The sequence below is a fragment of the Kluyvera sp. CHPC 1.2972 genome, from assembly GCF_036759925.1.
Taxonomy (GTDB): Bacteria; Pseudomonadota; Gammaproteobacteria; order Enterobacterales; family Enterobacteriaceae; genus Kluyvera.
Window position 1 is genome coordinate 1 of record NZ_JAPKIB010000016.1, and the last position, 21,523, is coordinate 21,523.

Sequence of the window (21,523 nt, forward strand, 5' to 3'; positions counted from 1 at the left end):
CTTTAAGCCATCTTAAATGACTCTGAGGTGTCTGTTAAACCCGTGGCGATTCAATACCTTAGAACGGTATAATGCTCAGATTAGAGCGGCGAGTATCGCATGTTTGTCAATCTTAGAGGGCAAAGACGTTAAACGTGTTTTTTGCGAATTTCACGATGATTTTGTGATTGAAAAAGTTGTCGCTAATGATATTCATTACACATTTGTGCAAGTCAAAACTAAGGAGAAGCTTCGTGAAATATGGAAACTTCGAGATGTTTTTGGAATCTTAAAAAGAAAAAGTGCAAAAAACCCTCAAACCAATGAAATGATCAGAGATAGTTTTGTTGGGAAATTATTGCAGCACACGACTAATTTTGAGGATTCCTGCAAAGAGGTTGTTTTGCTTACAAATACGCATGTTGACGAAGATATAGAGAACATTATTAATGACATATCATCTGAAACTTTTTCAAACACACATTGCAAGCTAATTATTGACTCATTTAATAACTGCTTTATCTCAATTCAGAATGAACAAAAAGAGTTAGGAATTGACGCAATAAAACACAAGCTTAAGAAATTAAGGTTCGAAACTGATGTAGAATATATAAAGAGCAAACATGAAACATTTGAGATACTTGCAAAAGAGAAGATTTTTAAATTTAGCGAAATAGAACTATCGCATAGTGAAGCTAAAGAAATACTTTTTTCCCTCTTAGCTCTTGTAAATTCTAAGTCTAGTGTAAAAATCAATGACTGCTCAAAAGAAAATATAGAAAAACTCGCAGGAGTTGATATCAATGACCTTCTAGAAGTTTTAAGCATCTCTAAACGTGCTTATTATGATTTCTTAGAGAATGGTGATGAACATGCTTTAAAATCAGCATCAGTAATTGAAAGATTACTGAGAAAAGCAGGAGCCAGCGACATCGAAGTGGATTTTTTTACCAGATGCAAGATCAAATGGGATCAGTGGCTAAGGAATAACAGACACATTATATCTGAATTAGATTACATCACACTTGAAAGAGAGATTAATTCAACTTTGGATAAACTAACCTTCATGCATGGAAGTTTATTTATTTCAAACTTGAGAACATTCATAGATGAATTATATGATTTATTACATAAGCATAATTTACTTCATTCTTTAGATAAAGAGACTTTAATAGGAAGTCTTTTTTCCAGATTAGTAGAGCGTTCAAAATGAACTATGATGAATTTTTTGACACTATATCCCATAAAGAAATTAGAATTGATATAAAATACATTGATAAGCAAGAGAGCACAGGACTAAACAATGAGGCTCTATTTCAATTGCCTTTAATAGCTCTGATTATACTTCTTTTATCTAAAAATCGTGTTAAACCTCGTGCTTGCGAAGTCGGTAGCCTAATAGGTATACTTTTAGAAGATGTGATGCTGGGGTTTAAAGGATCATCACAACTATTAGGTTGGTCAGCTAATCTTAGAATACGTACAGTAACTGCATTACAATTTCTTGAATCTGTACAACTAGTTATTTTAGATGAGAGCAGTAAAAAGTTAAATATTACCAAGTTAGGGAAGAAAGTTATCGATAAAGCATTTTTATATGAAAGCGATTTATCTTATAATCTCGCATTAATAGAAAGGTCATATAGAAATTACTGTGTTGATTCAACATTGGACGGTGAATTATTATGAAGCTGATAAGTATAAAAATTAAAGGTAGAGATATAGTCGGCCTTGAATCCGAAGAGCTAATCTTTGGGACAAACATAACTGAATTTTATGGCCCCAATGGATGTGGAAAAACACCATTATTACAATCAATCTCTTATTGCCTAGGATACCCGTGCAAATTTAGGGATGATATTTATAAACTATGCAAATCTGCCACTCTTACGTTCACTATAGCTAATAATATTTTTCGTGCCACAAGGGACTTTGAAAATACCGATTTCATTTTAGCATTAGAACAAAATGAAGAGACATTAAGATTTTACAACCAAGCTGACTATTCAAAACATATCTTTGAATTGTTATCACTCAGTTATCCATCGCTTCTTACAACGCAGAATAAACAGTCTTATCCCTATTTATCAACTATTCTTCCTATATTCTATCTTGATCAAGATTTAGGTTACTCAAAATTTTATTATTCACCCGGTAACTTCATAAGAGATCAATTTTCTGAAATGCTCAGAATCGTATTTTCGTTGCCTGAAAAACACTCTTTTGACGCTAAAAAGAAAGCAATTAATATTACAGAAGAGTTAAAATATCTTGATAACTCATTAGCAGTACAAAGGAGAAATATTGAAATAGCTAAAGGAACTCACAAAGACAAAAATATTGAGGCAATTGATAGCTCTATTGATAATTTAAAAAATGAACTTTCTGAATTAAAAAACAGTAAATCATTAAAAAATGATTCTCTATTTAGCATAGAGGCGGTAATAAAAAAACAAAAAGAAAATTTAAATGATCTGAAATCCAAACTAAACTTCATGGAAAGGAGAGAGTCTTCATTGTTACAGATAATGAAGGAGATCAATACTGAAATAGAAACTCTAAACCTTAATGAAGAAGCCAAGAGAATATTCCGTTCTTTCGAGGAAATTTGCCCATCTCTTGATTGCAAAATGTTCTCCCGCAGCTCTGAAAGCTACGCAAAACATCTGTTATATCTAAAAGATCAAATTAAAGACATTGAAAGAAGTTTAAATTTAGATAGTGATCGACATGACAAGATAGAACAAGAAATTTTATACACCAGTAAGACCATTGAAGATCTTGGTACTATGAGAAATAACATCATAGAAGAGGAGGACATATCCTCAGTAATTGATGCCATTTCCGAAATATCATCTATGCTATTTAAGTTGCAATTAGAAAAAAACGAGTTAAATAAAATAGCATTATTAGAAGATAAATATGTAGAAATGCTTAATAAGCGTGAATATGCTTTAGATGAATTAGCTGGACTCGAAAAAAATAGACAATCAATACCGAGATTGGCGAAAATAAAAACAACTCTACGAGATAAATTTATCAACTGGTTGAAGGTTTTAAAAACTCCAAATATTGATTTCAATGTCACGTTTGAAAATGATTTTAGCCCTATTATGGGCTATGAAACATTGGAACAATTAAAAGGAAGCACTAAAGTTAGAGCAATACTTGCATATAGAACAGCATTAATAGAAAGCATGCTTGAACTGGACTGTAAATCCTTCATGTTTGCGATATTTGACACACCAAAGCAACATGAAATACATTATGAAGACATAGACAACTTTATCATTCATTTGAAAACCCTTTCTAAAAGATACAATTTCCAGTTTATTTTTTCATCCACCGAATACAAATACGAAGGTGATGAAAATGATGTCTTGTTAACACCAAAATATCCTGGAGAACAACACAACATGTTTTTAATGAGATATTAATTAATATTTCGCCCATATTTATAAGAATAAACATGGGCTTTTTACATCCATAATCCGTATGATTCAAAATACTAATCTTAGCTTCAGTTAGTAATGTCGGTTGGTTTTTCTTCATATTTCCCGTTTCGTCAGTTCGCTGCAAATTCAGCTGGCGTCAGGTAATCCAGCGATGAATGTGGACAGCACTCGTTATAATCCTGCCGCCAGTCATTAATCGTTTTCCTGGCATAAGCAATATCGCTGAACCAGTGCTCGTTCAGGCATTCATCTCTGAATCGTCCGTTAAAACTCTCAATAAACCCGTTCTGAGTCGGCTTGCCCGGCTGGATAAGCCGTAGTTCCACACCATGCTCAAAGGCCCATTGATCGAGCGCGCGGCAGGTAAATTCCGGGCCCTGATCGGTTCTTATTATCGCCGGATAGCCCCGAAACAGTGCGATGCTGTCCAGAATACGCGTGACCTGAACGCCTGAAACCCCAAAAGCAGCGGTGATCGTCAGACACTCCTTTGTGAAATCATCCACACAGGCCAGGCACTTGATCCTGCGACCGTTGGCCAGTGCGTCCATAACGAAATCCATCGACCATGTCAGGTTCGGCGCATCCGGCCGCAGAAGCGGAAACCGTTCGATCTCCAACCCTTTACGGCGTCGTCTGCCTTTTACGCTCAGTCCATTAAGATGGTAAATACGGTATACCCGCTTGTGATTGACGTGAAGACCCTCCCGACGCAGCAACTGCCAGATGCGCCGATAACCAAAACGTCTGCGTTCAAGCGCCAGCTCAGTAATACGCCCTGATAAATGTGCATCAGCAGATGGACGCTGAGCATCATAACGACAGCTCGACAGGGACAAACCTGTAAGCCTGCAGGCACGACGTTGCGACAGACCGGTCGCATCACACATCAACATCACGGCTTCCCGCTTCTGGTCTATCGTCAGTACTTTCGCCCCAGAGCCACATAAAGCGCCTCCTTATCCAGCATGGCTTCGGCAAGCCGCTTCTTGAGGCGAGCGTTCTCCTCTTCAAGAGATTTAAGCCGCTTCACCTCAGGAACGTCAATGCCACCAAACTTCTTGCGTCAGGTGTAGAAAGTGGCATCGGAAATGGCGTGCTTACGGCAGAGCTCAAGGGCAGAAACTCCGGCCTCCGCTTCGCGGAGAATACTGATGGTCTGTTCGTCGGAAAAACGCTTCTTCATGGGGATGTCCTCATGTGGCTTAGGAAGACATTACTAACATCGGGGTGTGTTAATCAACGGGGAGCAGGTCAGGTTCTCCCGCTCCCACAGATCGGCTTCTATTTGCTGTGCGCTTTTGGCCCCCCCCAGCACCACAGCATGATGGGCAAGAAAGCGGAAAACAGACTGCTTATCGGTAAAAGTCTGGTTGAGAAAAATGTTGTCCCGAGCAATGAGCATTGACCTATCTCTCCCTGCAAATATTCTCGATTAGGTTAAGTCGATATTAAGCTTTCTGGCGGGAACAAACCGAGATGCGTGTTCCGCCCGCGGGAGGAACACGATTCTTTATAACAAGGGGAAAAAAGCGAGCGGGATCAAAAAAGCATCAGGATTTGTGAGCGTGGAAGGAATTGGCTCAGCGCAGGCAACTTGCACCGCCCGATGGCGCTACGCTTATCGGGCCTACATTGTTCAGGATATCTGTTAACTCACCCTTTCAATTTCGGATCCAGCGCGTCGCGCAGGCCGTCACCCAGCAGGTTAAACGCCAGCACCGTCAGGAAAATCGCCAGCGCCGGGAAGACTGCGACGTGTGGCGCAATCACCATATCCGCGCGCGCTTCGTTAAGCATCGCTCCCCATTCAGGCGTCGGCGGCTGTGCGCCGAGGCCGAGAAACGACAGGCTAGCGGCGGAGATAATCGACACCCCGATACGCATGGTGAAATAGACCACGATAGAAGAGACCGTGCCGGGCAGGATGTGCTGGAACAGGATCACGCGGTCGCTGGCGCCGATGCTGCGCGCCGACTCGATAAAGGTTTGCTGCTTCAGCACCAGCGTATTGCCGCGCACCAGGCGGGCAAAGGCCGGAACCGAGAAAATCGCCACGGCGATAATCACGTTGGTCATGCCGCTGCCCATAATCGCGACCACAGCAATCGCCAGTAAAATGCCGGGGAAGGCAAACAGCACATCGCAGATGCGCATGATGATGCGGTCCCACCAGCCTTCGTAGTAGCCCGCCAGCAGCCCGAGTACGGTGCCAATCAGCGAGCCAATCAATACCGCAAATACGCCCGCGGTAAGCGAGATTTGCGCGCCCACCAGCACCCGACTGAAAATATCGCGCCCTAATGAATCTACGCCGAACCAGTGGATCAGCGATGGGCCGTCGTTCAGGCGGTCATAATCGAAGTAGTTTTCCGCATCAAACGGCGCAATCCACGGTGCCACCACCGCCACGATAATTAGCAGCAGTACGAAAATGCCGGAAGCCATCGCCACCGGCTGCTGGCGAAAGCGCCGCCAGAATTCTCGCCACGGCGTGCGCGTCGTCCCCGCTTGCATCACCGGCATGGCGTTAAGCACCGCCTGCCGACGCCAATTGAATAATCGCACGTTATTTATACCTGATAGCCGGGTTAATGGCGGCGTAGAGCACATCCACCACTAAGTTGATAAGAATAAACTCCAGCGAAAACAGCAGTACCTCAGCCTGAATCACCGGGTAATCACGCATCTCCACCGAATCCACCAGCAGGCGTCCAAGCCCCGGCCAGTTAAAGACTTTCTCTACCACAATCGAGCCGCCGAGCAGGAAGCCAAACTGCAGCCCCATCATCGTCACCACTGGGATCATGGCGTTACGCAGCCCGTGTTTCAGCACCACCACTTTTTCGCTCACCCCTTTGGCGCGGGCGGTACGCATATAGTCTTCATTGAGCACGTCAACAAACGAGGCGCGGGTAAAGCGCGCCATCACCGAGGCCACGGCGGCACCGAGAGTGATTGACGGCAGAATGTAGTGCTGCCAGCTGTCGGCGCCCACGGTCGGCAGCCAGCCAAGCTCAACGGAGAAAATTTGCATCAGCAGCATCCCCAGCGCAAACGCCGGGAAGGAGATCCCGGTAACCGCCAGCGCCATGCCGAGACGATCCGGCCAGCGGTTGCGCCACACCGCGGCGGCAATCCCCGCGGCCATACCAAAAATCACCGCCCAGACCATGCTGGCGAGGGTCAGTAAAAGCGTTGGCAGAAAGCGGCTGGCAATCTCCTCAGAAACGGGACGGCGTGACACCATTGAGATGCCAAAATCACCCTGCACCGCATGGGTGATGTAGTGCCAGAACTGAACGTACAGCGGCTGATCCAACCCCAACTGCTGGCGAACCATCGCGATAACCTGCGCGTCCGCTTCCGGCCCGGCAATCAGTCGCGCCGGGTCGCCGGGAAGCAGATGGACAAATAAAAACACCAGCACCGCCACGATAAACAGCGTCGGGATCAGGCCGAGCAGGCGTTTAAGAACATAGTTAAGCATGACTCTCCTTGCCGTAAGCTCCCTGCGCCATCATGACGCAGGGAGACGTCGCTTACTTCAAATCCGCATCGTCAAAGCTAAAGCCCGTGTCCGGCATAATATAGAACCCGGTCAATGACTTGCTGTGCGCCGAAACCAGTTTCTCTACCACCAGCGGCACCCACGGCGACTCTTTCCAGATAATATCCTGGGCCTCTTTGTAGAGCCGCGCTTTTTCTTTCGCATCCGTCGTTTGCAGCGCCGCCGTCAGGTCTTTATCCACCTGCGGGTTGCTGTAGAACGCGGTATTAAACTGGGTTGGCGGCCAGTTAGACGAGGCAAACAGCGGCGACAGCGCCCAATCGGCTTCACCCGTTGAGGCGGACCAGCCGGTGTAGAACATTCTCACACCGCTCTCTTTCTGCCCTTTCGCTTCCACTTCCGCCGCACGCTGGCCGGCATCCATCGCCGTCACCTGTGCTTTAATACCAATTTGCGCCAGCTGCTGCTGGGTAAACTGCAGCACCTTCTGCGCGGTACTGTGGTTGTGTGACGACCAGAGCGTGGTGCTAAAGCCGTTCGGGTAGCCCGCCTCTTTCAGCAGCGCTTTGGCTTTTGCCGGGTCGTACGGCCACGGCTGATACTGCTGAGCGTAGGCGATAGACGGCGGCACCACGCCGGTAGCCGGGGTCGCGTAGCCCGCGAAGGCCACCTTCACCAGCGCCTGACGGTTGATGGCGTAGTTAATCGCCTCGCGCACCTTCGGATTATCAAACGGCTTTTGCGTCACGTTCATGCTGATATAGCGCTGCATAATCGATGGGCTCGCCACCAGTTCAAGCTGGCTGTTTTTGGCCAGCAGCGCCGCCTGCTCGTAAGGGATGGGGAAGGCAAACTGCGCCTCGCCGGTTTGCAGCATCGCGGCACGCGTGTTGTTATCAACCACTGGACGCCAGGTGATGGAATCAAGCTTCGGTAGCCCTTGCTGCCAGTAGCCAGCAAATTTGCTGACCTTCACGAAGTCAGTCTGGTTCCAGGTGTCGAGCTTATACGGCCCGGTTCCCACCGGATGGAAGCCAATTTCATTGCCGTATTTCTTCAGCGCCGCCGGGGAGATCATCGCCGTTGCCGGGTGGGCCAGAATATTGATAAACGCCGAGAATGGCTGCTTTAAGGTGATCTTCACCGTCTGGTCGTCAACGACCTCGGTTTTATCAATGTTTTTATACAGGTTATAGCGCTTGAGGTGGCTATCCGGGTTGCTGGCGCGATCGAGGTTAACCTTCACCGCCTCGGCGTTAAAATCGGTGCCGTCCTGGAATTCGACTCCCTGACGTAGCTTCAGAGTGTAGACCTTACCATCGTCAGAAACGGTGTAACTTTCCGCCAGTACGTTCTGCAGCTTCATCTCTTTATCAAGACCAAACAGCCCCTGATAGAACGATTTCGCCACCGCCTGCGACAGCGTGTCGTTGGCATCATATGGGTCAAGCGTGGTGAAGTTGGAGCCTACCGCCACGACCACATCTTTTGCCGCGAACGCGGGAGAAGCCGCCAGCGCGGAAGCCACGCCCAGTGCGACCAGCCATTTACGTGAAACGCGTTGTGTCATGTTGTCCCCTGCCTATGGTTTTATTATCTATTGATCAGCGCACTGCTAGCCGGCTCCCTGGCGACATAGTGCCCCGGTGAAACCTGTTGCAAATTAATGGGTTCGACTTCTTCACCCCGTTTGTAGATATTGCCCGGCAGATCGTCCGACAGCAGCACGCGCTGCGGCCGCCGATGGGCCGGGTCCGCCACCGGTACGGCGGCGAGCAGCTTACGGGTATACGGATGCTGCGGGTTTTCAAACACCGCGCGGCGCGGGCCAATTTCCACGATGCGCCCGCGGTACATCACCGCCACGCGGTGGCTAATGCGCTCAACCACCGCCATATCATGCGAAATAAACAGAAATGCGATGCCCATCTCCCGCTGGAGCGACAGCAGCAGATTGATGATCTGCGCGCGAATCGAGACGTCCAGCGCCGAGACCGATTCATCGGCAATCACCACCTTCGGGTTCAGCGCCAGCGCGCGGGCAATGCAGATACGCTGCCGCTGGCCGCCGGAAAACTCATGCGGATAGCGCCACGCGTGCTCCGGCTGTAGGCCCACGCGCTGCAATAGCCACTCCACCCGCTGCTGTAGCGCCTCGCCCTGCAACGCCCCATGAATGCGCAGCGGCTCCATAATCGAGAAGCCGACGGTGTGGCGCGGGTCGAGCGAGGCGTACGGGTCCTGGAAGATAAACTGAATATCGCGGCGCAGCGGCTGAAGCTGATGCGCCGAGAGCGTATCAATGCGCTCGCCGTTAAAGGTAATGGTGCCGCTTTGCGACTCCACCAGCCGCAGCAGCGCCCGCCCGGTGGTGGATTTTCCGCAACCGGATTCCCCCACCAGCGCCAGCGTCTCGCCAGGCCATAAATCAAAACTGACGTTTTCTACCGCGTGCACTTCACGAGTGACGCGGTTCAGAATGCCACCGCGCAGCGGGAAACGCGCCACCAGATTGCGCACCTTGAGAATCGGTTTGCCGTCGACAACGGTGTCTTGCTGCTGCGGTTCACTCTTCTGTGCATTGAAATCCGGGAAGCTTTTAGGATAGTCGCTGCCGCGCATCGCGCCCAGACGTGGGACGGCTGCCAGCAAACGGCGCGTGTACGGGTGCTGCGGCGCGGTAAATATCTCGTCCACCAGCCCGCTTTCAACCACTTCGCCCTGATGCATCACCAGCACCCGGTCGGCGATTTCTGCCACCACGCCCATATCGTGAGTGATGAAAATCACCCCCATCGACATCTCTTTTTGCAGCACGTCGATAAGCTGCAGGATCTGCGCCTGAATCGTCACGTCCAGTGCGGTGGTTGGTTCGTCGGCAATCAGCACCGCCGGGCGGCACGACAGCGCCATCGCAATCATCACCCGCTGGCGCATGCCGCCGGAAAGCTGATGCGGGTAGCGTGACAGCATGGCCTGCGCTTCCGGAATGCGCACCTTATCGAGCATTTTTTTCGCCTCGGCCAGCGCCTCTTCGCGCCCAAGTCCCTGATGCAGACGAATAGACTCGGCAATTTGCTCGCCGATGGTAAACACCGGGTTCAGCGAGGTCATCGGCTCCTGGAAGATCATGGCGATGTCGGCACCGCGCACGCTGCGCATTTGCGTTGGCGTTTGCTCCTGAAGATCAATAACCTCGCGGTTACGTCGGCGCAGCAGCAGGCTATCCATGTTCACCTGGCTGCCGGACTGCTCCAGCAGGCGCATTAATGCCAGCGCCGTGACCGATTTCCCCGAGCCGGACTCCCCCACAATCGCCAGCGTTTCACCGCGATTAAGATGAAAAGAGAGCTGATGCACGGCACGCACGGGCTGCCCGTCCTGACGAAACGTCACATTCAGGTTCTCAACACTCAGCACCTGCACGTTATCAAGCTCAGCGGAATGCGGCACGGTAACTCCTTCTATTCCTTATAGATACCAATGGTCGGCGTATCACCGGCGTAGGCCCAGGCGCGGTACATACCTTCGCTGTTAAACGGCAGCACCACGTTGCCTTCGCGGTCGATGGCGATAAGGCCGCCGCTGCCGCCAAGCGCGGGCAGCTTTTCCATCACCACACGCTCGCAGGCCTCGTAAAGGCTGAGGTTGCCGTACTCCATCAACGCGGCGATGTCGTACGCCGCCAGCGTACGGATAAAGACTTCGCCCGTGCCGGTGCAAGAGACCGCGACGCTGGCGTTATTGGCATAGCACCCCGCCCCCACCAGCGGGCTGTCGCCCACCCGGCCGGGCAGTTTGTTGGTCATCCCGCCGGTCGAGGTGGCCGCCGCCAGGTTGCCGTTGAGATCCAGGGCGACGGCACCCACCGTGCCCATCTTTTGCTGCTCATCCAGTGGAGCGGCATCGTGGTCGAGAATAAAGTCGCCGTTGCTGCGGGCCACCAGCAGTTGCTGGAAGCGCTCGTCGGTGGAGAACAGTGAATTATTCACCAGCTCCATTCCCTGCGACTGCGCAAAGGCTTCTGCCCCCTCGCCAATCAGCATCACGTGCGGGCTGTTTTCCAGCACGCTTCTGGCCGCCAGCACCGGGTTGCGCAGATGTTTTACGCCGGCAACGGCCCCCGCCTGCAGCGAGTAGCCGTCCATCACGCAGGCGTCCAGTTCATGCGTCTCTGCCGAGGTGAAGACCGCGCCAATCCCAGCGTTAAACAGTGGGCACTCTTCAAGCTGGCGTACCGCTTCGGTGACCGCATCCAGCGCGCTCACTCCAGACTCCAGCATGCCCTGTACGCTTTCGACGATGCCGGAAAGCGCGGTGACGTATTGTTGTTCTTTTTCTGCCGACAGCTGGCTGCGGCTAATTGCGCCAGCCCCGCCGTGTATTGCAATGACTGCCTTGCCCATTAAGCGATCCCTTACCTCATTTTCTTTATAGATATCATTATAGTGCCTCTGTTCCTATATCAATTTTGAATATAGAAATAGCATCCCGCATAGTGAGGTACACCACAGGTGGCATACTGTCGGTAAGGCTTTTCTGCCATAATGTGCGCATTCGAACGTTTCCCGCAGGAGTTTACCCATGGATTTTACCGCCGGACTGATGTCGCTTGATACCGCGTTGAGCCAAATGCTTGATCAGATTACCCCGCTGCACGAGCGCGAGTCGGTACCGCTGCTGAAGGCTTTTGGTCGCATTACCGCGAGCGATATCGTCTCCCCGTTGGACGTACCGGGTTTTGATAACTCGGCAATGGATGGCTATGCGGTGCGTCTGGCCGACCTCGCGGCGAAGACGCCGCTGACGGTGGCAGGTAAAGCTTTTGCCGGTCAGCCGTTCCACGGTGAATGGCCTGCCGGTACCTGTATTCGCATTATGACCGGCGCGCCGGTGCCTGCGGGCTGTGACGCGGTGGTGATGCAGGAAGAGACGGAGCAAACCGACGACGGTATTCGTTTTACCGCCCACGTTAAAGCCAACCAGAACATTCGCCGTCGCGGCGAAGACATCGCTAACGGCGCGGTCGTGTTCCCTGCCGGAACTCGTTTAACCGTCGCCGAACTGCCGGTGCTGGCATCGCTCGGCATCGCTGAGGTGGACGTGGTGCGTAAAATCCGTGTCGCGCTGTTCTCCACCGGCGATGAGCTGCAGCTGCCGGGCCAGCCGCTGGGCGATGGACAAATCTATGACACCAACCGTCTGGCGGTGCACCTGATGCTGGAACAGCTGGGTTGCGAGGTGATTAATCTCGGCATCATTCGTGATGATCCGGACCAGTTGCGCCAGACCTTTATCCAGGCCGATCAACAGGCCGACGTGGTAATAAGCTCCGGCGGTGTTTCCGTCGGTGAAGCCGACTACACCAAAACCATCCTCGATGAGCTGGGTGAAATCAGCTTCTGGAAGCTCGCCATCAAACCGGGTAAACCGTTCGCCTTTGGTAAGCTTAACCATAGCTGGTTCTGCGGTCTGCCGGGCAACCCGGTTTCCGCGACGTTGACTTTCTATCAGCTGGTACAGCCGCTGCTGGCCAAGCTGAGCGCCGGTAGCGTGGCAACCCAGGCGCCACGTCTGCGCGTACGCACCACCGACCGCCTGAAAAAATCACCGGGTCGCCTCGACTTCCAGCGCGGTCTGCTGACCCGCAATGAAAACGGCGAGCTGACCGTTTCCACCACCGGCCATCAGGGTTCCCACATCTTCAGTTCGTTCAGCCAGGGCAACTGCTTTATCGTGCTGGAGCGCGAACGCGGTCACGTTGAGCCGGGCGAATGGGTAGAGGTGGAGCCGTTTAACCATCTGCTGGGAGGCCTGTAATGGCAGCGGAGCTTAGCGATGCGGAGATGATGCGCTATAACCGGCAAATCATCCTGCGCGACTTCGATTTTGACGGTCAGGAGCGGCTGAAAGCGGCTCGCGTGCTGGTCGTCGGCCTCGGCGGGCTGGGCTGCGCGGCCACGCAGTATCTGGCAGCCGCAGGTGTTGGCGAGCTGACGCTACTCGACTTCGATACCGTTTCGCTCTCCAACCTACAGCGCCAGACGCTGCACAGCGATGCCACCATCGGTCAACCAAAGGTGGACTCCGCACGCGAGGCGCTGACGCGCATTAACCCGCACGTTAGGCTGAATACGCTAAATGCGATGCTGGAAGAAGCGGCGCTGTGGGCGCAGATTGCCGAACACGACCTGGTGCTCGACTGTACCGACAACGTGACCATTCGCAATCAGCTCAACGCGGGCTGTTTCCAGCACAAAATCCCGCTGGTGTCCGGGGCGGCGATTCGGATGGAAGGTCAGATCAGCGTCTTTACGTACCAGGAGGACGAGCCGTGCTACCGCTGCCTGAGCCGCCTGTTTGGCGAGAACGCATTAACCTGCGTGGAAGCTGGGGTGATGTCACCGCTGGTTGGCGTGATTGGTGCAATGCAGGCAATGGAAGCGATTAAAGTGCTGACCCATTACGGGGTGCCTGCCGCGGGGAAAATCGTGATGTACGACGCAATGCGCTGTCAGTTCAGAGAGATGAAACTGATGCGTAGCCCGACGTGTGAGGTGTGCGGGTAGGCTTCGGCGTAGCCCTCTCCCCAATGGGGAGAGGGAACCGATCGGCGAATCCATCGTAGCCCGGCCGAGCGAATGCGACGCCGGGAATCAGCTCCGAGCCGCCCCGGGGTCGGCATAAATGCCTCGCCCGGGCTACGCGCTACAGCGACGTACGTCCGAACGCCGTCTGCCAGTCCTGCTCAAACTTCGCCACCGCCGCATCAACCGCCGGGTAGCTAATCAGCTGCTGCGCCACATCGAGCGGCAGCGTGATTGACTGGCAGCCCGCCAGCAGGCAGTCCAGTGCCTGGCGCGGTGTTTTAAAGCTTGCGGCCAGTACTTTTGCCTGCGGCGCGTGCAGGGTCAGCAGGTCCTGTAATTCACACACCGTCTGAATCCCGTTGCCGCCCTGGGCATCCACGCGGTTGACGTAGGGCGCGACGTAATCGGCCCCCGCCAGCGCCGATAACAGCCCCTGCGCCGCACCGTAAACGGCCGTACCGAGCGTTGGGATACCTTCCGCTTTCAATAGCTTAATCGCCGCCAGACCTTCCGCCGTCACCGGCACTTTCACGACCAGATCGGGAATAATTGCCCGCAGCTTGCGCGCATCCGCCACCATGCCATCCGCCGTGGTCGCCATCACCTGGGCAAACAGTCGGCCTTTACCGCCCATGGCGTCCAGTAGCTCCGGCAGCAGTGCGTCCAGCGGCGTCTTACCTGCCGCCACGATGCTTGGGTTTGTGGTCACGCCCGCCAGTGGGAAAACGCGCGCCAGCTTCTTCACTGCAGCGACGTCGGAGGTGTCGAGATAGAGTTCCATGATGTGTCCTTAAACCGTGATATTGAGCATGGAATAACATTACCACAGCAAAACCTCTTCTTAAGTTGACTCACGTCAAGATAACTTTCATTCGAAAGTATTTTAATCTTTATACGAAAGAAGAGGGCAGCATATGATTTTTAACATTCAGCGCTATTCCACCCATGATGGTCCAGGCATCCGCACCGTCGTCTTCCTTAAAGGATGTTCGCTCGGTTGCCGCTGGTGCCAGAACCCCGAAAGCCGCTCCCGCGAGCAGGATCTGCTGTTCGACCCGCGCCTGTGTCTGGACGGCTGCGACCTGTGCCAGAAAGCCGCGCCGTCGGTGATTGAACGCGTGCTGAACGGGCTGGTTATCCATCGGGAAAAGCTGGATGACAGCCATCTTGCCACACTGACAAGCTGCTGCCCGACGCAGGCGTTAACCGTCTGCGGGGAAGCAAAAAGCGCTGAAGAGATTATGGCAACCGTGCTGCGCGACAAACCGTTTTATGACCGCAGCGGTGGCGGCATGACCCTCTCCGGTGGCGAGCCCTTTATGAACCCGGAGCTGGCGCTTGCGCTGCTAAAAAGCGCGCACGACCAGGGTATTCATACCGCCGTTGAGACCTGCCTGCACGTGCCGTGGCGCTACCTTGAACCCGCGCTGCCCTATATCGACCTGTTCCTGGCCGACCTCAAGCATGTCGATGAAGCACGTTTCAAGCAGTGGACCGACGGCTCGGCCAAGCGCGTGCTGGATAACCTGAAGCGACTGTCAGCCGCCGGTAAACAGGTCACGCTGCGCGTGCCGCTGATTCAAGGCTTTAACGCTGACGAAACCTCGATTAAAGCGATTACCGATTTTGCCGCCGACGAAATGCCCGGCGTGCGCGAGATTCATTTTCTGCCTTACCACACGCTCGGCATCAATAAATATGCCCTGCTCGGCCTTCCCTACTTCGCACCCGATAAGCCGCTGAATGACCCTGAGCTGCTGGATTTTGCTCAACAGTATGCCGGTGAAAAAGGGTTAACAGCGACACTACGAGGATAAAACGATGACCACTCTGAAACTCGATAAACTGACCGACCGCATTCAGGCCCATAAAAACGCGCTGGTGCATATCGTGAAGCCACCGGTGTGCACCGAACGTGCACGTCACTATACCGAAGCCTATCAGCAGCATCTCGACAAACCGATCCCGGTACGCCGTGCGCTGGCGCTGGCCCATCACCTCGCAGAACGCACTATCTGGATTAAGCATGACGAGCTGATCATCGGCAACCAGGCAAGCGAAGTGCGCGCCGCGCCTATCTTCCCGGAATATACCGTCAGCTGGATTGAAAAAGAGATCGACGACCTGGCCGATCGCCCAGGCGCTGGCTTTGCGGTGAGCGAAGAAAACAAACGCGTGTTACACGAGGTATGCCCATGGTGGCGCGGCCAGACCGTACAGGACCGCTGCTACGGCATGTTCACCGACGAGCAAAAAGCGCTGCTGGCGACCGGCATCATCAAAGCCGAAGGCAACATGACCTCCGGCGATGCCCACCTGGCGGTGAACTTCCCGCTGCTGCTGGAAAAAGGCATGGACGGTATGCGCGCTAAGGTAGCCGAGCGCCGCACCCGCATTAACCTGACCGTGCTGGAAGACCTGCACGGTGAACAGTTCCTGAAAGCCATTGATATTGTGCTGGACGCGGTGAGCCTGCACATTGAACGTTTCGCCGAACTGGCGCGCAAGATGGCTGCCGAAGAGATTCGCGAAAGCCGCCGCGACGAGCTGCTCGCAATAGCAGAAAACTGCGATGTGATTGCCCACGAGCCGCCAAAAACCTTCTGGCAGGCGCTGCAGCTGTGCTACTTCATCCAACTGATTCTGCAAATTGAGTCCAACGGCCACTCGGTGTCGTTTGCCCGCATGGACCAGTATCTCTACCCGTACTACCGTCGCGATGTTGAACTGGAACAGACGCTGGACCGCGAACACGCCATCGAGCTACTGCACAGCTGCTGGCTGAAGCTGCTGGAAGTGAACAAGATTCGCTCCGGCTCGCACTCTAAAGCGTCCGCCGGTAGCCCGCTGTATCAGAACGTCACCATCGGCGGTCAGAAGTTAGTGAACGGTGAAGCGCTGGACGCGGTAAACCCGCTCTCTTACGCGATTCTCGAATCCTGCGGCCGTCTGCGCTCCACTCAACCTAACCTGAGCGTCCGCTACCACGCGGGCATGAGCAACGACTTCCTCGACGCCTGCGTGCAGGTGATTCGCTGCGGCTTCGGCATGCCGGCGTTCAACAACGATGAAATCGTTATCCCGGAATTTATTAAGCTCGGCGTTGAGCCGGAAGATGCCTACGACTATGCGGCCATCGGCTGTATCGAAACCGCCGTTGGCGGTAAGTGGGGCTACCGCTGTACCGGAATGAGCTTTATCAACTTTGCCCGCGTAATGCTCGCGGCGATGGAAGGCGGTCGTGATGCCACCAGCGGTAACGTGTTCTTACCGCAGGAGCACGCGCTGTCTCAGGGCAACTTCGCCAACTTCGATCAGATGCTGGCCGACTGGGATACCCAGATTCGCTATTACACCCGTAAATCGATTGAGATTGAGTACGTGGTCGACACCATGCTGGAAGAGAACGTGCACGATATTCTGTGCTCGGCGCTGGTTGATGACTGCATCGAGCGGGCGAAAAGTATCAAACAAGGCGGCGCGAAGTACGACTGGGTTTCCGGCCTGCAGGTCGGTATCGCCAACCTCGGCAACAGCCTGGCGGCGGTGAAAAAACTGGTCTTCGATCAGGGACTGATTGGTCAGCAGGAGCTGGCAAAAGCGCTGGCGGAAGACTACGACGGCCTGACCCACGAGCAGCTGCGCCAGCGGTTGATCAACGGCGCGCCGAAGTACGGCAACGATGATGACAGCGTCGACACCCTGCTGGCTCGCGCTTACCAGACCTATATCGACGAGCTGAAGCAGTATCACAACCCGCGCTACGGTCGTGGCCCGATTGGCGGCAACTACTACGCTGGCACGTCCTCTATCTCTGCGAACGTACCGTTTGGCGCACAGACCATGGCAACGCCGGACGGCCGTAAGGCCAAAACCCCGCTTGCCGAAGGGGCCAGCCCGGCAAGCGGCACCGACCATCTTGGGCCAACGGCGGTGATTAGCTCGGTCGGGAAGCTGCCAACCTCGGCGATTCTTGGCGGCGTGCTGTTGAACCAGAAGCTGAACCCAGCAACCCTTGAGAACGAGAGTGATAAGCAGAAGCTGATGGCGCTGCTGCGCACCTTCTTCGAAGTGCATAAAGGTTGGCATATTCAGTACAACATCGTGTCGCGCGAAACGCTGCTGGAAGCGAAGAAACATCCGGACCAGTATCGTGACCTGGTGGTGCGCGTGGCAGGGTATTCGGCGTTCTTTACCGCGCTGTCGCCGGATGCACAGGACGATATTATTGCGCGTACGGAACATACGCTGTAGGTCAGTGCTTTTCCCTCTCTCCCCTGGGGAGAGGGAACCGATCGACGTTGTCGATAAGCAGGTAGCCCGGGCGAACGCAGTGACCCCGGGATTTCTTTCGAATGAAATAAATTTGTGCTTTAGCTCACATTGTAATTAAATTGTTTCTGGCCGAAGTTACTCCAGGAGCATCCCGCATGACCGTTAAAGTTATCGTCACTGATATGGACGGAACTTTTCTTAATGACGCCAAGACCTACGACCGTTCGCGGTTTCTGGCGCAGTTTGAACAGCTTCAACAGCGTGGCATTGAATTCGTCGTTGCCAGCGGCAACCAGTACTACCAGCTGATTACCTTCTTCCCTGAAATTCGCGATCGCCTCTCTTTTGTCGCTGAAAACGGCGCGCTGGTGTACGAGCACGGGCAGCAGCTTTTCCACGGTGAGCTGACGAAGCATGAGTATCAGGTGGTGATTGGTGAACTGCTGAAAGACCCGCAGATGTACTTCGTCGCCTGCGGTCTGGAAAGCGCCTACATCAGCGAGAGTGCGCCAGATGCGCTGGTCGAGCTGATGTCCAAACACTACTACCGCTTAAAGCGCGTGGCGAACTTCCACGACGTCGACGACAAAATGTTCAAATTCTCGCTGAACCTGCCGGATAGCGACATTCCCGATCTAATTGATAAGCTGCACGTCTCCCTTGACGGCATTATGAAGCCCGTGACCAGCGGTTTCGGCTTTGTCGATCTCATCATCCCTGGTCTGCACAAAGCCAACGGCATCAGCCGTCTGCTGAAACGCTGGCAGCTTTCGCCGCAGCAGTGCGTGGCAATTGGCGATAGCGGCAACGACGCCGAAATGCTCAAGCTGGTGAAGTACGCCTTCGCGATGGGCAATGCGGCCGAGAGCATTAAAGCTATCGCCGACTACCAGACCGACGATAACAACCACGACGGCGCGCTGAATGTGATTCAGGCCGTGCTGGACAGCACCGCACCTTTCTCTTCCTGAAGGTAGCCCGGACGAGGCGCAGAGCGCCGACTCCGGGGATTCTCCCCATTTCCAGATCTTGTGCCTTCCCGGCGTCGCTGCGCTCGGCCGGGCGACTTTTCGCCTTCGTGATCGAACGCAAAAATTTAAACTTTCATTAACTTTATTTTAACTTAAAGTATCACTTGTAATGCATTTTACTTTCGAACGAAAGATTGCGAGGTTGATATGACAATGTCCTTTACCCACGAAACGCTGCCCGCCGACCCGAAAGCGGCGATTCGCCAGATGAAGCAGGCGCTGCGTGCACAGATTGGCGATGTGCAAGCGGTGTTCGACCGCCTGAGCACCACCATTGAAGCCCGCGTGGCGGAAATTAACGCGCTGAAGGCTGAGGGGCAGCCAGTGTGGCCGGAGATCCCGTATGCCGAACTCGCGGCCGGGAAGATAACGGAAGCTACCCGCGCTGAAGTGAAGCGTCGCGGCTGTGCGGTGATAAAAGGTCATTTTCCTCGTGAACAGGCATTGGCCTGGGATCGTTCGATGCTCGACTACCTCGACCTCAATCACTTTGACGATGTCTACAAAGGTCCCGGCGACACCTTCTTCGGGTCGCTTGATGCCTCACGCCCGGAGATTTACCCCATCTACTGGTCACAGGCGCAGATGCAGGCCCGCCAGAGCCCGGAAATGGCCCAAGCGCAGTCATTCCTGAACCGTTTGTGGCAGGTGGAAAGCGACGGTAAGCAGTGGTTTAACCCGGATATCAGCGTTATCTACCCGGATCGTATTCGCCGCCGCCCGCCGGGCACCACGTCTAAAGGTCTGGGTGCGCATACCGACTCCGGCGCGCTGGAGCGCTGGCTGTTACCCGCCTACCAGCAGGTATTTGCCAACGTGTTTAACGGCAATATTGAACAGTACGATCCGTGGAACGCCGCGCACCGCACCGATGTGGAAGAGTACACCGTCGATAACACCACCAAATGCTCGGTATTCCGCACCTTCCAGGGCTGGACGGCGCTCTCCGATATGATTCCCGATCAGGGATTATTGCACGTGGTGCCGATTCCAGAAGCAATGGCCTACGTGCTGCTGCGTCCACTGCTGGATGATGTGCCGGACGACGAACTCTGCGGCGTCGCGCCGGGCAAAGTGCTGCCGATTTCCGAGAAGTGGCACCCGCTGTTGATCAGCGCGCTGACCGCCATTCCCGCCATTGAGGCCGGGGATTCCGTATGGTGGCACTGTGACGTAATTCACTCGGTGGCACCGGTCGAAAATCAGCAAGGCTGGGGCAACGTGATGTATATTCCGGCGGCACCGATGTGCGCGAAAAACCTCGCCTATGCCCATAAGGTGAAGGCCGCGCTGGAGCGCGGCGCATCGCCGGGCGACTTCCCGCGTGAAGATTACGAAGCCGACTGGCAAGGGCGTTTCACCCTCGCCGACCTTAACATTCACGGCAAGCGAGCGCTCGGTATCGACGGCTGATTGTCGTACAGCCCTTCCCGCTCTACGGCGGTGTGCCCTTTTCCGGGGCGCACCCGCCTGACCGACTCCCGCACCGCCAGCCGCCCGTGCAACAGCAGTGAACCGACCGGTGCATCCGGGCGAATTAAGCGCTGTTGCAGCATCTGCACCGCCTCAACGCCCAGCTCATCACGTGGGACGTGAACCGCCGTTAGCGGCACATCTTCAATCGCCGCCAGGTTAAAGCCGTCGATACTCATCACCGAAACATCCTGCGGCACGCGCAGCCCGCGCTGACGCAGCGCGTTGATGGTACCCGCCGCCATAAAATCACCGCCGACCAGGAACGCCGTTGGCATCGGGCGGCTGCCCAGCGCGTCGAGCCACGCCCCCACCTTCTCTTCCGCCCCTTTGGCGCTAAAGCTGCCGATATTGAGCAGGTCACGCTCATGCTGAAAAACGAGGTTGTGCTGCCGCCACGACTCTTTAATGCCCGCCAGTCGCTGCTCCATAGTGTAGCGGCGCAGGCACATCACGTTCATCACCTCACGGTGGCCCATTTCAAACAGATAACGGGCGGCAAATGCGCCGATCATACGGTGATCCGGCGCGATAGCGGGCAATCGCATACGATCGTCGCGGCAGTTGATCAGCACGCAGGGCTTGCCGAGATCGGCCGCCAGATCGTGAATATGCGGATCGTCGATACCCAACAGAATGGCCGCCTGCGTCTCCGGTTCATTCATACGTGACAAAAATAGCGTCGGGTCACCGTCGTTCTCTTCCAGCGGGCAATAGCGCAGGCGCACCTCGTGCGGAGCCAGCGCCTTGCTGATGCTCTGAATCACACGGTAGTAGAAGATGTCCGAACGCTCGTCAAACGCCCTTGGCGGCGCAAAGATTATCAGGTTGTTCAGCAACATACGGCCTGCTGCCATGCCGTCCATCACCCCCAACTCACGCGCACAGGCCAGCACCTTTTCTCGGGCACGGTCGCTGGTGTTGGCTTTCCCTGCTAATACCCGCGAAACGGTGCTGGCGGAGAGCCCGGTTCGCGCGGCAATTTCCGCGATTCTTAGCTTCTTTTCCATTATGTGATCCGCCTCTAATTCAGAAATGAAAGAATTTTCATGACATAAAAACCGCACGCTGACGGGATTTGAATGCTTGTACGTAATCTATATCAGCCAGTTATGAAAAAACGTGCACAAAACCCGCTTTCCCCCGCTTTTATTGTCTCCTACTGTGAATTGGTAGAACAACTTCCATACAAGAACGGTGGAAGTGAAC

At 53.7% G+C, this 21,523-nt stretch carries 16 protein-coding genes and 1 pseudogene; 9 read left to right on the forward strand and 8 right to left on the reverse strand.

All coding sequences use genetic code 11. From position 1 onward, the window contains the following. Positions 1-16 precede the first annotated feature (16 nt). From V6944_RS19225 to V6944_RS19235, 3 genes are read left to right on the forward strand one after another with little or no spacing between them, the layout of a single operon-like run. Positions 17-1,192 carry a dsDNA nuclease domain-containing protein gene (locus V6944_RS19225; protein WP_333500113.1) on the forward strand — a complete coding sequence of 392 codons (1,176 nt, stop codon included), beginning with the start codon at positions 17-19 and terminating at the stop codon, positions 1,190-1,192. Then, positions 1,189-1,668 (forward strand): hypothetical protein, encoded by a 480-nt coding sequence (locus V6944_RS19230; RefSeq protein ID WP_333500114.1) that lies wholly within the window; start codon positions 1,189-1,191, stop codon positions 1,666-1,668. The genes V6944_RS19225 and V6944_RS19230 overlap by 4 nt, the downstream gene beginning before the upstream one ends. Further along, on the forward strand, positions 1,665-3,416 hold the full coding sequence (locus V6944_RS19235) for an AAA family ATPase (RefSeq protein WP_333500115.1): 1,752 nt from the start codon (positions 1,665-1,667) through the stop codon (positions 3,414-3,416). The genes V6944_RS19230 and V6944_RS19235 overlap by 4 nt, the downstream gene beginning before the upstream one ends. Positions 3,417-3,544: 128 nt before the next feature. Here the strand turns inward: V6944_RS19235 and V6944_RS19240 are convergent. From V6944_RS19240 to iaaA, 6 genes and pseudogenes are all read right to left on the reverse strand, one after another. Then, positions 3,545-4,620: pseudogene (locus V6944_RS19240) on the reverse strand (IS3 family transposase). A gap of 470 nt (positions 4,621-5,090) precedes the next feature. Continuing rightward, a complete protein-coding gene (gene gsiD / locus V6944_RS19245; protein ID WP_333500116.1) occupies positions 5,091-6,002 on the reverse strand; it encodes a glutathione ABC transporter permease GsiD in 912 nt (303 codons plus the stop codon). A gap of 1 nt (position 6,003) precedes the next feature. Further along, on the reverse strand, positions 6,004-6,924 hold the full coding sequence (gsiC, locus tag V6944_RS19250; RefSeq protein ID WP_185666664.1) for a glutathione ABC transporter permease GsiC: 921 nt from the start codon (positions 6,922-6,924) through the stop codon (positions 6,004-6,006). 52 nt (positions 6,925-6,976) lie between these two features. Next, on the reverse strand, positions 6,977-8,515 hold the full coding sequence (gene gsiB, locus V6944_RS19255; protein WP_333500117.1) for a glutathione ABC transporter substrate-binding protein GsiB: 1,539 nt from the start codon (positions 8,513-8,515) through the stop codon (positions 6,977-6,979). A 23-nt stretch (positions 8,516-8,538) separates the two neighbouring features. Next, complete coding sequence (gene gsiA, locus V6944_RS19260; protein WP_333500118.1) at positions 8,539-10,398, reverse strand: glutathione ABC transporter ATP-binding protein GsiA; 1,860 nt, start codon at positions 10,396-10,398, stop codon at positions 8,539-8,541. Positions 10,399-10,409: 11 nt separating this feature from the next. Then, complete coding sequence (gene iaaA, locus V6944_RS19265) at positions 10,410-11,351, reverse strand: beta-aspartyl-peptidase (RefSeq protein WP_333500119.1); 942 nt, start codon at positions 11,349-11,351, stop codon at positions 10,410-10,412. 178 nt (positions 11,352-11,529) lie between these two features. Here iaaA and moeA point away from each other — a divergent pair, with 178 nt between their 5' ends. After that, positions 11,530-12,765 (forward strand): molybdopterin molybdotransferase MoeA, encoded by a 1,236-nt coding sequence (gene moeA / locus V6944_RS19270; protein WP_333500120.1) that lies wholly within the window; start codon positions 11,530-11,532, stop codon positions 12,763-12,765. After that, positions 12,765-13,514 carry a molybdopterin-synthase adenylyltransferase MoeB gene (gene moeB, locus V6944_RS19275; protein WP_333500121.1) on the forward strand — a complete coding sequence of 250 codons (750 nt, stop codon included), beginning with the start codon at positions 12,765-12,767 and terminating at the stop codon, positions 13,512-13,514. The genes moeA and moeB overlap by 1 nt, the downstream gene beginning before the upstream one ends. Positions 13,515-13,653: 139 nt before the next feature. On the opposite strand, the gene fsa is transcribed toward moeB, so the two are convergent. Then, positions 13,654-14,316, reverse strand: a complete 663-nt coding sequence (gene fsa / locus V6944_RS19280) for a fructose-6-phosphate aldolase (RefSeq protein ID WP_333500122.1) — start codon at positions 14,314-14,316, stop codon at positions 13,654-13,656. A gap of 133 nt (positions 14,317-14,449) precedes the next feature. On the opposite strand from fsa, the gene V6944_RS19285 reads away from it, so the two are divergent. The 4 genes from V6944_RS19285 (at position 14,450) to V6944_RS19300 (ending at position 20,254) form a co-directional block, all read left to right on the forward strand. Beyond that, a complete protein-coding gene (locus tag V6944_RS19285) occupies positions 14,450-15,352 on the forward strand; it encodes a glycyl-radical enzyme activating protein (RefSeq protein WP_333500123.1) in 903 nt (300 codons plus the stop codon). Between the two features lie 4 nt (positions 15,353-15,356). Continuing rightward, complete coding sequence (locus tag V6944_RS19290; RefSeq protein ID WP_333500124.1) at positions 15,357-17,789, forward strand: formate C-acetyltransferase/glycerol dehydratase family glycyl radical enzyme; 2,433 nt, start codon at positions 15,357-15,359, stop codon at positions 17,787-17,789. A gap of 176 nt (positions 17,790-17,965) precedes the next feature. Then, positions 17,966-18,781 (forward strand): Cof-type HAD-IIB family hydrolase, encoded by an 816-nt coding sequence (locus tag V6944_RS19295; protein WP_333500125.1) that lies wholly within the window; start codon positions 17,966-17,968, stop codon positions 18,779-18,781. A gap of 207 nt (positions 18,782-18,988) precedes the next feature. Next, positions 18,989-20,254, forward strand: a complete 1,266-nt coding sequence (locus V6944_RS19300; RefSeq protein WP_333500126.1) for a DUF1479 domain-containing protein — start codon at positions 18,989-18,991, stop codon at positions 20,252-20,254. On the opposite strand, the gene V6944_RS19305 is transcribed toward V6944_RS19300, so the two are convergent. Continuing rightward, positions 20,221-21,324: a LacI family DNA-binding transcriptional regulator gene (locus V6944_RS19305; RefSeq protein WP_333500127.1), complete on the reverse strand. Its 1,104-nt coding sequence runs from the start codon at positions 21,322-21,324 to the stop codon at positions 20,221-20,223. The genes V6944_RS19300 and V6944_RS19305 overlap by 34 nt on opposite strands. Positions 21,325-21,523 lie beyond the last annotated feature (199 nt).

Coding starts and splice junctions, on each gene's coding strand:
- iaaA (WP_333500119.1), bottom strand. CDS start 11,351: ATGGGCAAGGCAGTCATTGCAATACACGGCGGGGCTGGCGCAATTAGC.
- fsa (WP_333500122.1), bottom strand. CDS start 14,316: ATGGAACTCTATCTCGACACCTCCGACGTCGCTGCAGTGAAGAAGCTG.
- moeB (WP_333500121.1), top strand. CDS start 12,765: ATGGCAGCGGAGCTTAGCGATGCGGAGATGATGCGCTATAACCGGCAA.
- V6944_RS19235 (WP_333500115.1), top strand. CDS start 1,665: ATGAAGCTGATAAGTATAAAAATTAAAGGTAGAGATATAGTCGGCCTT.
- V6944_RS19305 (WP_333500127.1), bottom strand. CDS start 21,324: ATGGAAAAGAAGCTAAGAATCGCGGAAATTGCCGCGCGAACCGGGCTC.
- V6944_RS19230 (WP_333500114.1), top strand. CDS start 1,189: ATGAACTATGATGAATTTTTTGACACTATATCCCATAAAGAAATTAGA.
- V6944_RS19295 (WP_333500125.1), top strand. CDS start 17,966: ATGACCGTTAAAGTTATCGTCACTGATATGGACGGAACTTTTCTTAAT.
- V6944_RS19300 (WP_333500126.1), top strand. CDS start 18,989: ATGACAATGTCCTTTACCCACGAAACGCTGCCCGCCGACCCGAAAGCG.
- gsiC (WP_185666664.1), bottom strand. CDS start 6,924: ATGCTTAACTATGTTCTTAAACGCCTGCTCGGCCTGATCCCGACGCTG.
- gsiB (WP_333500117.1), bottom strand. CDS start 8,515: ATGACACAACGCGTTTCACGTAAATGGCTGGTCGCACTGGGCGTGGCT.
- V6944_RS19285 (WP_333500123.1), top strand. CDS start 14,450: ATGATTTTTAACATTCAGCGCTATTCCACCCATGATGGTCCAGGCATC.
- V6944_RS19290 (WP_333500124.1), top strand. CDS start 15,357: ATGACCACTCTGAAACTCGATAAACTGACCGACCGCATTCAGGCCCAT.
- V6944_RS19225 (WP_333500113.1), top strand. CDS start 17: ATGACTCTGAGGTGTCTGTTAAACCCGTGGCGATTCAATACCTTAGAA.
- moeA (WP_333500120.1), top strand. CDS start 11,530: ATGGATTTTACCGCCGGACTGATGTCGCTTGATACCGCGTTGAGCCAA.